12 protein-coding genes are annotated in these 11,627 nt (G+C 68.1%); 6 read left to right on the top strand and 6 right to left on the bottom strand.

Going from position 1 to position 11,627, the window contains the following annotated elements; all coding sequences use genetic code 11:
• The first annotated feature begins 40 nt into the window (after positions 1-40).
• The gene (locus tag A37E_RS0108250; protein ID WP_029556167.1) at positions 41-796 is read left to right on the top strand and encodes an SDR family oxidoreductase; all 756 of its coding nucleotides are present in this window, start codon (positions 41-43) and stop codon (positions 794-796) included.
• 88 nt (positions 797-884) lie between these two features.
• On the opposite strand, the gene A37E_RS0108245 is transcribed toward A37E_RS0108250, so the two are convergent.
• A complete protein-coding gene (locus A37E_RS0108245; protein WP_029556166.1) occupies positions 885-1,670 on the bottom strand; it encodes a Bax inhibitor-1/YccA family protein in 786 nt (261 codons plus the stop codon).
• A 318-nt stretch (positions 1,671-1,988) separates the two neighbouring features.
• On the opposite strand from A37E_RS0108245, the gene A37E_RS0108240 reads away from it, so the two are divergent.
• On the top strand, positions 1,989-2,771 hold the full coding sequence (locus A37E_RS0108240) for a hypothetical protein (protein WP_029556165.1): 783 nt from the start codon (positions 1,989-1,991) through the stop codon (positions 2,769-2,771).
• On the opposite strand, the gene A37E_RS25200 is transcribed toward A37E_RS0108240, so the two are convergent.
• Positions 2,759-3,685 carry a DMT family transporter gene (locus A37E_RS25200; protein ID WP_051678876.1) on the bottom strand — a complete coding sequence of 309 codons (927 nt, stop codon included), beginning with the start codon at positions 3,683-3,685 and terminating at the stop codon, positions 2,759-2,761. The two genes, A37E_RS0108240 and A37E_RS25200, sit on opposite strands and share 13 nt — an antisense overlap.
• A gap of 96 nt (positions 3,686-3,781) precedes the next feature.
• Here A37E_RS25200 and A37E_RS0108230 point away from each other — a divergent pair, with 96 nt between their 5' ends.
• A complete protein-coding gene (locus A37E_RS0108230; protein ID WP_029556164.1) occupies positions 3,782-4,639 on the top strand; it encodes a LysR family transcriptional regulator in 858 nt (285 codons plus the stop codon).
• Between the two features lie 9 nt (positions 4,640-4,648).
• Here A37E_RS0108230 and A37E_RS0108225 read toward each other — a convergent pair whose 3' ends face one another.
• The 4 genes from A37E_RS0108225 to A37E_RS0108210 all read right to left on the bottom strand — a co-directional run bounded on the left by A37E_RS0108225 (position 4,649) and on the right by A37E_RS0108210 (position 8,704).
• Positions 4,649-5,590 carry an ROK family protein gene (locus A37E_RS0108225; RefSeq protein ID WP_024276719.1) on the bottom strand — a complete coding sequence of 314 codons (942 nt, stop codon included), beginning with the start codon at positions 5,588-5,590 and terminating at the stop codon, positions 4,649-4,651.
• Positions 5,591-5,711: 121 nt separating this feature from the next.
• A complete protein-coding gene (locus tag A37E_RS0108220; protein WP_029556162.1) occupies positions 5,712-7,202 on the bottom strand; it encodes a tripartite tricarboxylate transporter permease in 1,491 nt (496 codons plus the stop codon).
• The gene (locus A37E_RS0108215; RefSeq protein ID WP_029556161.1) at positions 7,199-7,666 is read right to left on the bottom strand and encodes a tripartite tricarboxylate transporter TctB family protein; all 468 of its coding nucleotides are present in this window, start codon (positions 7,664-7,666) and stop codon (positions 7,199-7,201) included. Before A37E_RS0108215 ends, A37E_RS0108220 begins: the two co-directional genes overlap by 4 nt.
• 63 nt (positions 7,667-7,729) lie before the next feature.
• The gene (locus A37E_RS0108210) at positions 7,730-8,704 is read right to left on the bottom strand and encodes a tripartite tricarboxylate transporter substrate binding protein (protein ID WP_029556160.1); all 975 of its coding nucleotides are present in this window, start codon (positions 8,702-8,704) and stop codon (positions 7,730-7,732) included.
• A gap of 315 nt (positions 8,705-9,019) precedes the next feature.
• Here A37E_RS0108210 and A37E_RS0108205 point away from each other — a divergent pair, with 315 nt between their 5' ends.
• The 3 genes from A37E_RS0108205 to A37E_RS0108195 are packed head-to-tail and all read left to right on the top strand — an operon-like array spanning position 9,020 to position 11,622.
• Positions 9,020-9,733, top strand: coding sequence for a Tim44/TimA family putative adaptor protein (locus A37E_RS0108205; protein WP_197023055.1), 714 nt, complete (start codon positions 9,020-9,022; stop codon positions 9,731-9,733).
• A gap of 3 nt (positions 9,734-9,736) precedes the next feature.
• Entirely contained in the window at positions 9,737-11,032 is a 1,296-nt protein-coding gene (locus A37E_RS0108200; protein ID WP_081837511.1) for an MltA domain-containing protein, read from the top strand.
• Positions 11,029-11,622, top strand: coding sequence for a Smr/MutS family protein (locus tag A37E_RS0108195; RefSeq protein WP_029556157.1), 594 nt, complete (start codon positions 11,029-11,031; stop codon positions 11,620-11,622). The genes A37E_RS0108200 and A37E_RS0108195 overlap by 4 nt, the downstream gene beginning before the upstream one ends.
• The last annotated feature ends 5 nt before the right edge of the window (positions 11,623-11,627 follow it).

Here is an 11,627-nt window from a genome sequence, read left to right as displayed (position 1 = left end):
ACGATTTAGAACCGCCCGGCAAAAAGGCGGGAGGAAGCAAATGAGCAAGGCAGGACGAAAGGTCGCCATCGTGACCGGAGCCGGCTCGGGTGTCGGTCGGGCGGTGGCCGTGGGGTTGGCCGAAGCGGGCTATGCGGTGGCCCTCGCCGGACGCAGGCTGGATGCTCTGGAAGAGACCGTGGCGGCTCTCGGCGATGCGCCGAGCCTCGCCGTCCCGACCGATGTGACCGATCCGGATGCCGTGCGCGCCCTGTTCGCGGCGACTGTCGAGACGTTCGGGCGCCTCGACCTTCTGTTCAACAACGCTGGCACCGGCGCCCCGGCGATCCCGCTGGAGGATCTCACCTTTGCCCAGTGGCAGCAGGTGGTTTCCACGAACCTCACCGGCCCCTTCCTGTGTACCCAGGAGGCGTTCCGGGTGATGAAGGCGCAGGAGCCGCGCGGCGGGCGGATCATCAACAACGGTTCCATCTCGGCGACGGCACCCCGGCCGTTCTCGGCGCCCTACACCTCCACGAAGCACGCCATCACCGGGCTCACCAAGTCCACGTCGCTGGACGGGCGCGCCTACGACATCGCCTGTGGCCAGATCGACATCGGCAATGCCGACACGCCCATGGCGCAGAAGATGAAGGCGGGCGTGCCCCAGGCGGACCTCTCCATCAAGGTGGAGCCGGTGATGGATGTCGCCCATGTGGCAAGCGCGGTGGTCTACATGGCGAGCCTGCCGCTGGACGCCAACGTGCAGTTCATGACGGTGATGGCCACCAAGATGCCCTTCATCGGCCGCGGCTGACCCGTCGTCCGATCTCCGCGCTCAAGAAAAAGGCCCCGGCAATGCCGGGGCCTTCCTGTTTCGGGCGAGCCCCCGAGGGGGCGTCGCGTCAGTTGTTGCGGTTGCCGAAAAGCTGCAACAGCATCATGAACATGTTGATGAAGTCCAGGTAGAGCGCGAGCGCGCCCATGATGGCCTTCTTCCCCGCGACGGCGACATCGTCGCCAGCGAAGTACATTTCCTTGATGCGCTGCGTGTCGTAGGCGGTGAGGCCCGCGAAAACCAGCACGCCGACCACGGACACGATGAACTGAAGCATCGTGGAGCCGAGGAAGATGTTCACCAGCGAGGCGATGATGATGCCGAACAGGCCCATCATCAGGAAGGAACCCATGCCGGACAGGTCACGCTTCGTGGTGTAGCCGTAGAGGCTCAGCGCACCGAACGAGGCGGCGGTGATGAAGAACACCCGCACGACGCTCTCGTGGGTGTACACGAGGAAGATCGTCGAGAGCGAGATGCCCACCAGCGCCGCATAGACCCAGAAGGTCAGCTGGGCGGCCGATACGCTCATGCGCTCGATGCGGAAGCTCAGGAAGAAGACCGCCGCGAGGGGGGCCAGCATCACCACCCACTTCAGCGGGCTCACGAACAGCGCGTAGCCGAACTGCGTCAGCATGATGCCGCCCGCGATCCGGCCCGCGGCGGACGCGGGATCGGTGGTCACCGACAGCATGTAGATGCCGAGCGCAGCAGCACCCGTGATGGCGAGGCCGAGCGCCATATAGTTGTACACGCTGAGCATGTACGTGCGCAGCCCCTGGTCGATCGCGGCCTGCGAGCGTGCCACCGACGGGTTGAAACGCCCGGCGACGTTGCGATCATAATCGGACATCGTCGTTCCCCTTGAAGAAATCTCAAACGTCCAAGACCGGCCGAGGCCGCGCCTGTACGTTCGCCGTCAATATGGTGGGTTCGCGTTGGGGCGGCAAGACAAGGCTGGATGAAATTTACGCAAGGTCACTTTACGTCAGGCGTGCCCTTACGCGGCGTTAAGGTATAGTTTCAACCCGCATGGGGTCAGGGCATGCGGATGGGGGATTATCTCAAGCACCGGATCACGGCCGGGCGGGCATGTCTTGCCGCCGGCGGACTGGCGTGCGGAAAAATCCACTTCGGCAAATCGGTTTGCGATTGGTCCGGGTTCGGCCCCGTGCTCATCGCCTCGATCCTCCTCGCCGTTCCCGCGCCGGCGCTTGCTGGCGCCTGGACGCAGGAGGAGGGGCACGGGCAGGTGATCCTGCAAAGCTCGGCGGCCTATTCCGCGACCGAGTTCGGCCCGTCCTACGATCTCTATGCCAGCCGTCCCTACGACAAGGTGGAGGTCACCCTCGTCTTCGAGTATGGCGCGACCGACTGGCTGACGCTGATCGCGGCGCCGCAATTCCTCTATGTCTCGTTCGGCGAGCCGTCGCCCTCGTCCTATACCGGGCCGGGCTATCAGGACGTGGGCGCGCGCATGCGCTTGTGGCGGGACGAGGCGAGCGTGGTCTCGGCGCAGGTCGTCGGACGCTTTCCGGGCACGGGCAATTCTGAGAGCGCCGCAGCGGTGGGCTATGAGGACCCAGAGCTCGATCTCCGTCTGCTCTACGGCTTGTCTTTCACCATGTTCGGAAAGGCTGCCTTCCTCGATGTCCAGCTGGCCCAGCGCATGCGCTTCGGTCCGCCGCCGGACGAACTGCATCTCGATGTCACGCTGGGCTGGCGCGTCGCGGAGCGCTGGCAGCTGCTTGCCCAGTCGTTCAACGTGATCTCGGAGGGGGCGGGCACGGGGCCGTACTTCGGCGACTCCTATGAGTATTACAAGTTGCAGTTCGGGGCGGCCTACGATCTCTCGGCGGCCGTCACCGTGCAGTTGTCCGTGGTCAGCACCGTTTTCGCCCGCAACGCGCCGCAGGAGAACGGCCTGGTACTCGCCGTCTATTACCGTTTCTGAGCCGATGGCGTTGTCGTCACGAGGCGGATGCCGAGGGCGATCGGCACGATGCCGACGAGGTCGAGCGGCGGCACCGGTTCGCCCAGCAGCAGCCATCCGAACATCAGCCCGAGCGGCGGCATCAGGAAGTGCAGGGCGCTCGCGCGGGTGGCGCTGGTGCGGCCGAGGATGAAGAACCACAGGCTGAACGCTCCGACCGAGCCCGCCAGCGTGAGCCAGGCGAAGGAGAGGCCGAGCGAGAGCGTGGGATGGATGGACGCCACGTCCTCCCGCCACAGCGCCACCGGCAGCAGCGCGATCCCGCCCGCCAAAGACTGGATGCCGCTGCCGACGAACAGGGAGGCAGAGGTGCGCACCTTCTTGAACATGAGCGTCGCGGCGGTGAGTGCCATCAGGGCCCCGACCACATAGGCGGTGCCGAGCGGATCCTCATGCCCCGAGACGATGCGCGAGCGCACCACGATGGCCACGCCGATCATGCCCAGAACGAGCCCGAGCAGTTTGCGGCCCGTCAGCCGCTCCCCCAACAGCACCGCCGCGCCGAGCGCCGTCAGCAGCGGGTTGGCGGAGACGAGGACGGCCGTGAAGCCCGCCGACACATGGGTCATGCCCACGTAGCTCAGGCCCAGATAGACCGCGTTGTTGAGGATGCCCATCGCCGCGAGCGCCGCGATATCGCGCATGTTCAGGCGGCGGAAATGGGAGGCGGGCAGGAACAGCACGCAGCCGACGAGCACAAGCAGCCCGGCCGCAAGGAAGCGCCCGGAGAGGAGCAGCAAGGGCGGACAATCCGCCAGCGCCACCTTGGCGACCGCAAAGGCCGAGCTCCAGATGATGCAGAACGCTGCGATGAAGACGGGCAGCAGCGCGTCTGTCCGGCGCGAGGCGACGAGGGGAAGGGGCGTGGCGGTCATGACATCTCCTGAACCGCAGAGAAGCACGCCGAGGCAACATTGAAAAATTGAATGATTTGATGTTGGCTAGTGGAAATTCAAATGTCAGGTGCTGCCATGTTGGACATGGATCTTCTCAAGGCGTTCGTCAGCGTGGTGGATGCAGGCGGCTTCACCCGTGCGGGAGAGCGCGTCCATCGCACCCAATCCACCGTGAGCCAGCAGGTGCGGCGGCTGGAGGATCAGCTCGGCCACCAGCTTTTGAACCGCGACGCCCGTGGCGTCAGCCTGACGGCCGAAGGCGAGCGCCTGCTCGGCTATGCCCGGCGGATCCTCGCGCTTGGTGCGGAGGCGCGCGCGGCCCTGTCGGGTGTGGCGCCGGCGCGGGTGGTGCGGCTCGGCATTCCGGACGATTTCGCCCTGGCCGCCCTGACCTCCGTGGTGGCCGAGTTCGCACGCAGCCGGCCCGCGGTGCGTCTCGCGGTGGAGTGCGGGCTGAGCTGCGATCTCGATGCCGGCTTCGCCCGCGGCGAGCTAGACGTGGTGCTGCTGAAGCGCGAGCCGGGGGCCGGCCCCGCGGTGGAGGCCTGGCCGGAGCGGCTGGTATGGGTCTGCGGGGCGGGCTTCGAGCCGGACGAGGCGGTGGTGAGCCTCGCGGCCTTCCGGCAGGGCTGCCTCTACCGCAACCGGGCCGTCCACGCCCTGGAAAAGGCCGGTCGTTCCTGGCGCGTGGCCTATGAATGCCCGAGCCTGATCGGCATCGAGGCGGCGCTTGCGGGCGGGCTGGGGGTGACGGTCCTGAGCGATCTCGCGCTCAACCCGAAGCTCCGGGAATTGCGCACATCGGACCTTTGGCCGGCGATCCCGCCGACGGAACTCGCGCTACGGGCTGCGAGCGACGCGTGTTCCGCCTCGCGGGAGCTTGCCGGCCTGATCGCCGCCTTCTGCGGCCGGGAGGCCCGCGCCGCAGCCTGAGCGGTTGGGTCAGCACTCCACCAGCAGGCGGCGGCCGATCTCGCCGATGCCCACGAGGCCGGGGGTCGCGTGCATCACCACATGGATGGGGATCTGCGCGAGGCGGTCGTGATAGGGCGGGTGCTCCTCGAACGCGGTGCGGAACGGGCTCTCGGCGAAAAGATGCGCCATGGCCCGACCCACGCCGCCGCCCACATAGACGCCGCCCTTGGCATCCACGGCGAGCGCGAGGTCGCCCAGCACCCGGCCGAGCAGGCGCAGGAAGATGTGGCAGCTTTCCTTTTCCTGCCGCTGGCCGTCCAGCGCCGCCTTGATGATGGCGTGGGAGGACAGGCTCTCGCCGGAGAGGATGCGGTGCAGGCGCACAAGTCCGGGACCGGAGAGCACGTGCTCCACCGACACCGGGCCGAGGTCGCGCACCAGATGGGCGACGATGCGGGCTTCGTCGGTCGTCACCGCGCCGAGACGCATGTGCCCGGCCTCGCTGGCCAGCACCTCGTAGCCGGCCTCGCGCGGCAGGATGAGGGCGGTGCCGAGCCCGGTTCCGGGGCCGGACAGCAGCATGGGCGCGCCGGCGACCGCACGGCCGGTGCCCACCTCCAGCAAATCGTCGCGGGTGAGCAGCGGCAGCCCGTGGGCGAACGCCTCGAAATCGTTGAGCACCGAGAGCCGGCGAAAGGAGAGATCGGCCGCGAGCTTCTCGGTCGAGAAGCGCCAGTTGCGGTTGGTCAGCCGCACGTCATCGCCGTCGATGGGGCCGGCGACCGCCAGTGCCCCGCAGCTCGGGGCCTCCCCGCTCACGGACGCGAGGTAGGTGCCCAGCAGATCCTCGAGCGAGGCATAGGAATCGTTGGCTTCGAGCCGGACATCGAACGGGATGCCGTCGGCACCGGCCCGGGCGACCCGGGTGGTTGTACCGCCGATATCCGCAAGCAGGACTGTGGGAGCCATTGGAGAGTCCGATGATGGAGAGCTTCTACTGCGCCAAGCGTGGCCGCGACGCAAGCGTGCCGGCTTCGCCTTTGCCGGCAGGACCTCAAGCCCGGCGGAGCCGATGCGGTTCCCCGATGCCTCAGGCCACGGACGCGCGCCGTCGCTTTAGCGCCCCCCAGATGGGCAGGCAGAAGATCAGCAGCGTCAGCACGCCGAGCCCGCCCGCGATGGGTCGCTCGAAGAAGGCGAGGAGGTTTCCGTCCGCCTTGATCATGGAGGTGACGAAGCTCTCCTCCAGCATCTTGCCGAGCACGATGCCCAGCACGCACGGGGCAATGGGGATGTCGTGCTCCTCCATGAGGAAGCCGAGCACGCCGAACACCAGCATCAGCACCACGCCATAGGCCGAGTTGTTCACCGCATAGGCACCGACGATGCAGAACAGCAGGATGAGCGGGATGAGAATGCGCCGGGGGAAACGCAGCAGGGCGGTTCCCGCCTTCAGCGCGGCGAGGCCGAGCGGGATCATCGCGAGGTTGGCGATGATGAAGATGATGAAGACCGCGTAGATGGATTCCGGGTTGTTCAGGAACAGCGTCGGACCCGGATTGAGGCCCTTGAGATAGAGCACTCCGATGACGATGGCGGTGATGCTGTCTCCCGGAATGCCGAACACCAGCGCCGGCACCCAGGCGCCGGCCAGGGCCGCATTGTTGGCGGATGTGCTCTCGATGATGCCTTCCACATGGCCGGTGCCGAACTTTTCCGGTGTCTTCGAGAACTTCCGGCTCATGGCGTAGGACACCCAGGCGGCGATGTCCGCGCCGGCTCCCGGCAGGATGCCGATGGCGGTGCCCGTGATGTTGCCGCGGATCTGCTGCGGCCAGTATTTCACTATGAGGTGGCCCCAGCCTTTCAGCGGATTGCCGAGGGAGGTCTGACGCACCGACCAGTCGGGCGCGCCGGCCGCCATGGTGCGGATCACTTCCGACATGGCGAACAGGCCGATCATGGCCGGGATGAAGTCCACCCCGCCGAGCAGGTTGGAATTGCCGAAGGTGAAGCGCGGTACCCCGGCCGGATTGTCGATGCCGATCTGCGACACGAACAGCCCGAGGAACAGCGACACCAGCCCCTTCACCGGCGAGCCCGAGCCGATGAAGATGGCGCAGGCCAGCCCCATCAGCGCCAGCCAGAAATATTCGAACGACGAGAAGCCCAGCGCGATCTCCGCGAGCAGCGGCGCGGAGACGATGAGGATGGCCGTGCCGAACAGGCCGCCCAGCGCCGAGAACAGCACGTTGGCACCGAGCGCCACTTCCGCCTCACCCTTGCGGGTCATGGCGTAGCACTCGTCGGAATAGGCGGCCGAGGCCGGCGTGCCGGGCATGCGCATCAGCGTTGCCGGGATGTCGCCGGCGAAGATCGCCATGGCCGAGCAGGAGATCATGGCGCCCACGGCGGGGATGGGGTCCATGAAGAAGGTGATCGGGACGAGGAGGGCGATGGCCATCGTCGCCGTCAGGCCCGGTATGGCGCCGACCACGAGGCCGAAGGCCGACGCGACGAGGATGGTGAGCATCACGTCCCAGCGCAGGACGAGGTCGAGGCCGGCGAGCACGGCGTTCATGGCAGGAAGCCTTCCACGAGGCCGCGCGGTAGCGGGACGCGCAGGAACATGTTGAAGGAGAGGTAGGTGAAGAGGGCCGTCGCCAGTGCAATTCCGATCGCCTGCGCCACCGGCACCCGCACCACCAGGAAAAGGCCGGTCAGGACCACGGTCGCCGTGGCGACGAAGCCGATGAGCGGCGTCAGCACGATATAGGCGAGGACAAGCGCGATCGTCGCCGCCGCCCTGAAGCTGGCGCCGGGCGTGCGCACCCATGTGGTCTGCGCGAGCGGGAAGGGGCCGGCGCGAACCGAGCCCACCGTCAGGATGAAGCCGCAGGCGGCAAGGCCTGCGGCCGTCAGAACGGGGAAGACATCCGCGCCGTAGGCCTGCCCCGGAATGGGTGGCAGCCCGGATGCGGCCGAGAACAAGACGGCGGCCCCCGCGAGCAGCAGCAGGCCGAGGATCAGGTCACTGAAGCGCATGATGCGGCTCCGGCGTCGCAGGGAGGAAGCGGCGGTCCGGGCCGCCGCGTTCAGGAGCCGTCGCTATTTGGCGAGGCCGACTTCCTTCATGACGGCGCCGAGGGAGGCATCCGCCTTGGCCATGAACTCGGCGAAGCCGGGGCCGTCCGCATAGCGCCCGCCGAACCCGCGATTGGTGAGGAACTCCTGATATTCCTTGCTGTCGTAGACCTTCTTGAGGGCCGCCTGGAGCTTGTCCGAGGCCGCCTTGTCGAGGCCCTTGGGGGCGGCGAAGCCGCGCCATGCGCCGATGGTCCAGCTGCTGCCGGTGGCTTCCTTCAGGGTGGGAATATCGGGCATCAGCTTGGAGCGTTCGCTCGCCATGATGGCGAGGCTCTTCACGCGCTTGGCGTCGATGAGCGAGCGCGCCTCGGGGATGGAGCAGGTGACGACCTGCACGCCGCCCGCCACGAGGTCCTGCAGTCCGGGCGCCGCGCCGTTGGAGGGCACCCACGGCACGCTCTTCGGATCGAGCTTCAGGGACGAGAGCATGCCGGCAAGGGCGAGGTGCCAGATGCCGCCCTGACCGGTGCCGGAGGCCTTGAACTTGCCGGGGTTGGCCTTGATGTCGGCGATCAGGTCGTCGAGCGTCTTGTAGGAGGCGTCCGTACGCACCTGCACGCCGGCGGGGTCCTCGTTCATGAGGGCGAGGGGGGTGTAGGAGGCGCCGGTAAGTTGGGTCAGGCCCTGCCAGTGCATCATCCCGATCTCGACGGTGATGATGCCGATGGTGTAGCCGTCCGGGGCCGCATCGGCGATGGCCTGATGACCCACCACGCCCTGCCCGCCGGTGCGATTCACCACCGCGATGGGCTGCCCCAGATCCTTCTCAAGAAGAGAGGCGACGATGCGCGCGACCGCATCGGTTCCGCCGCCGGCGTTCCACGGCACGATGAGCGTGATGGGGCGGTCGGGGTAGGCCGCCGTCGCGGCGTTCGGTGCAAGGGCGGCAATAGACGATACGGCGAGGGCGAGCCCCGCCATCAGAAACCGGCGCATGGTGTCTCTCTCCCTGACATTCGGCTTCTTTGGCCGAAATCTAATCGTTTTGAATGACCGTAGGTCAGTGCCTCCCTGAGGTCAAGGTGATGACAGCCTCCGCGATCTGCCGGCGGGAGGTGGCGCATGCGGCCCCGGTGGCTTAAGCTTCCTTGGAAAATGTGAGCTTCTGAGGCGCAGGGGCTGGCGATACGTCAGCTTCGACGTACATAAGCTGATGGGCAGGAAGCGCACGCGGCGGGGCGCGCGCAACCGGTCGAGGCAACCCGGCGGGCCGAAGATCGGCGCGCCCGAGAGGCATGGCGAAGCGCAGTGCTGGACATCTACACGATCATCTTCCTGGCCCTTGCGGTCTTCATCTTCGTCCGGCTGCGCAGCGTTCTGGGGCAGAGGACGGGGCGTGAGCGCCCGCCTTATGATCCCTATTCCCGCGATACCGCACGTCCGCCGCAGCCGGCCCCCGAGGGCAAGGTGGTGACGCTGCCCGAGCGCAACGGACCGCCGCCCGGCGCCGCAGGCCCGGCCGAGGTCGAGGCGCCGGCCTTCCGCTGGGAGGGGGTTGCGGCGGAAGGATCCGCCACCGCCTCCGCGCTCGACGAGATCGCCCGTATCGAGCCGGACTTCGACGCCAAGCACTTCCTGACCGGCGCCCGCGCGGCCTACGAGATGATCGTCACCGCCTTCGCCACGGGCGACCGTCGCCAGCTCAAGGATCTGCTCGCCAAGGACGTCTATGACGGCTTCGTCTCCGCCATCGCCGACCGCGAGAGCCGCAAGGAGACGATGGAATCGCGCTTCGTCTCCATCGAATCGGCGGACCTGCAGGACGTCACCGTGCGCGGGACCAATGCGCAGCTGACCGTTCGGTTCGTGTCGAAGCTCATTTCCGTCACCCGCGGCCCGGACGGCTCGGTTGTGGATGGCAGCCCGGACACGGTGGCCGATGTGACCGACGTGTGGACCTTCGCCCGCGATCTCGGCACGCGGGACCCCAACTGGAAGCTGGTGGCGACGGAAGCCGCCCAGTAGCCCATGGCACAGGCGCGCGCCGTCACAGCCGGCGTGCGGCGCTTCGCTCCTGGCGTTGCCGCACGATGCGCGAGCCTCACCGGGATCGTGGTGGCGCTCTTTGCGGCGACGTCCTCCTGCGTCGCCGCCCCGGCCTCCCGCCCCATTCCGGCACCGGCCATGACGCTCCAGCCCATCGTTCCCGCCGTGGCCGGCGCGCGGCTCGAGCCCGTCGCCTTCACGGACCTCGACGGCTGGGCCGCCGACGACCACGCCGCGGCCTTCGCCACCTTCCGCGTCAGCTGCGCGGCTTTGAAGTCACCGCCGAAAGATGTGGGGCCGGCTTCCGCACCGACGCTCCGGCTCGGACTGCGCCACGCCTGCGCTGCGGCCGCGCGGCTTGGTCCGGACGCACCCACTCCCCTTCTCGCCCGCCTGTTCTTCGAGGCCAATTTCCGCGCGTGGCGGGTGATTCCGGACGGCGGCACGGGCGGCTACTACACCGGCTATTACGAGCCGGAGGTAGAGGGTGCGCTCCAGCCCGGCAGCGGCTTCGATGTTCCGGTCTATGGACGTCCCGGCGATCTCGTCATGACGGGTCCCGGGGCCACGCCCAATTCCGGCTCTGCCTTCCGGCGGGAGGGGGACGCCCTCGTGCCGTATCACGATCGCGCCGCCATCGAGGATGGCGCCTTGGCGGGGCGCGGGCTGGAGATTGTCTGGCTCAAGGATCCCGTCGATCTGTTCTTCATGCAGATCCAGGGCTCCGCCCGCGTGCGTCTCCCGGATGGCCGGATCCTTCGGCTGGGTTATGACGGCTTCAACGGCCAGCCCTATGTGGCGGTGGGGCGTCTCCTGATCCAGCGGGGGCTGGTGCCGCGGGAAGAGATGTCCATGGCGCGCATCCGCGCCTTCATGGAGGCTGATCCCGCGGCGGGCCGCGCCTTGCGGCGGGAGAACCCGACCTTCACCTTCTTCAAGGCCCTGACGCTTGGCGTCGATGCGGGTGCCATGGGCGCGCAGGGCGTTTCGCTCACGGCGGGGCGCTCGCTGGCGGTGGACCGCAAGCTCCACACCTACGGCACGCCCATCTTCGTGGAGGCCGACCTGCCGCTCTCCGCTCCCGGCACGGCCGAGCCGTTCCGTCGACTGATGATCGCGCAGGACACCGGCTCGGCCATCGTCGGACCGGCGCGGGCGGATCTCTTTTTCGGTGCGGGCGATGCAGCGGGCGCGGTAGCGGGCCGCATCCGGCATTCGGGCAAGTTCACCATGCTGGTGCCACGCTTCGCCAAGGTGGACTCCGGAGGCACGCCATGAGCCGCCGGGGCCGCCGCCGGATACTCGACGCAGAAGAGCGCGCGCTGTGGGACCATGTGGTGCGCTCGGTGAAGCGCCTGCGGCCTGAAAAGCCCGTTGTCGCGCCGCCTCTGGTCCCCGCCCCCGAGCCGCCCCCCGTCGTCGCGCCGCCGCCCGAGCCGAAGGCGAAAACGAAAGCCAAGGCCGGAACGCCGGCCAAGGTCGTCGCCCCAACGTCCCCGCCGCCCCCGCCTCTGGCCGCGCTGGAGCCGAAGACCCGCCGCCGCCTCACCCGTGGGGCGGAAGTGGATGCGCGCCTCGACCTGCACGGCCTCACCCAGGCGGCCGCCCATCGCCGCCTGCGCCTGTTCCTCATGGAGGCGCAGGCGAGCGGCCATGCGCTGGTGCTGGTCATCACCGGCAAGGGCGATCCCGAGCGCCTGATGAGTTCGGGGCCGGCCTTCGGCGAGGGCCGGGGCGTGCTCAAGCGGGCGGTGCCGCTGTGGCTTGCCGAGCCGGACCTGCGGGCGGTGGTGGTGGGGTTTGAGTCCGCCGGACGCCGCCATGGCGGGGAGGGCGCGCTCTACGTCCGCATCCGCCGTCGCCGCTGAGAGTT

The organism is Xanthobacter sp. 91, from assembly GCF_000702385.1.
GTDB lineage: Bacteria > Pseudomonadota > Alphaproteobacteria > Rhizobiales > Xanthobacteraceae > Xanthobacter > Xanthobacter aminoxidans.
This window is presented reverse-complemented; position numbering and strand designations above follow the sequence as displayed.

Excerpts from the sequence above, each read along its gene's own strand:
- A37E_RS0108250 (WP_029556167.1), top strand. The coding sequence starts at position 41 with ATGAGCAAGGCAGGACGAAAGGTCGCCATCGTGACCGGAGCCGGCTCG.
- A37E_RS0108245 (WP_029556166.1), bottom strand. The coding sequence starts at position 1,670 with ATGTCCGATTATGATCGCAACGTCGCCGGGCGTTTCAACCCGTCGGTG.
- A37E_RS25200 (WP_051678876.1), bottom strand. The coding sequence starts at position 3,685 with ATGACCGCCACGCCCCTTCCCCTCGTCGCCTCGCGCCGGACAGACGCG.
- A37E_RS0108230 (WP_029556164.1), top strand. The coding sequence starts at position 3,782 with ATGTTGGACATGGATCTTCTCAAGGCGTTCGTCAGCGTGGTGGATGCA.
- A37E_RS0108225 (WP_024276719.1), bottom strand. The coding sequence starts at position 5,590 with ATGGCTCCCACAGTCCTGCTTGCGGATATCGGCGGTACAACCACCCGG.
- A37E_RS0108220 (WP_029556162.1), bottom strand. The coding sequence starts at position 7,202 with ATGAACGCCGTGCTCGCCGGCCTCGACCTCGTCCTGCGCTGGGACGTG.
- A37E_RS0108215 (WP_029556161.1), bottom strand. The coding sequence starts at position 7,666 with ATGCGCTTCAGTGACCTGATCCTCGGCCTGCTGCTGCTCGCGGGGGCC.
- A37E_RS0108210 (WP_029556160.1), bottom strand. The coding sequence starts at position 8,704 with ATGCGCCGGTTTCTGATGGCGGGGCTCGCCCTCGCCGTATCGTCTATT.
- A37E_RS0108200 (WP_081837511.1), top strand. The coding sequence starts at position 9,737 with ATGGCACAGGCGCGCGCCGTCACAGCCGGCGTGCGGCGCTTCGCTCCT.
- A37E_RS0108195 (WP_029556157.1), top strand. The coding sequence starts at position 11,029 with ATGAGCCGCCGGGGCCGCCGCCGGATACTCGACGCAGAAGAGCGCGCG.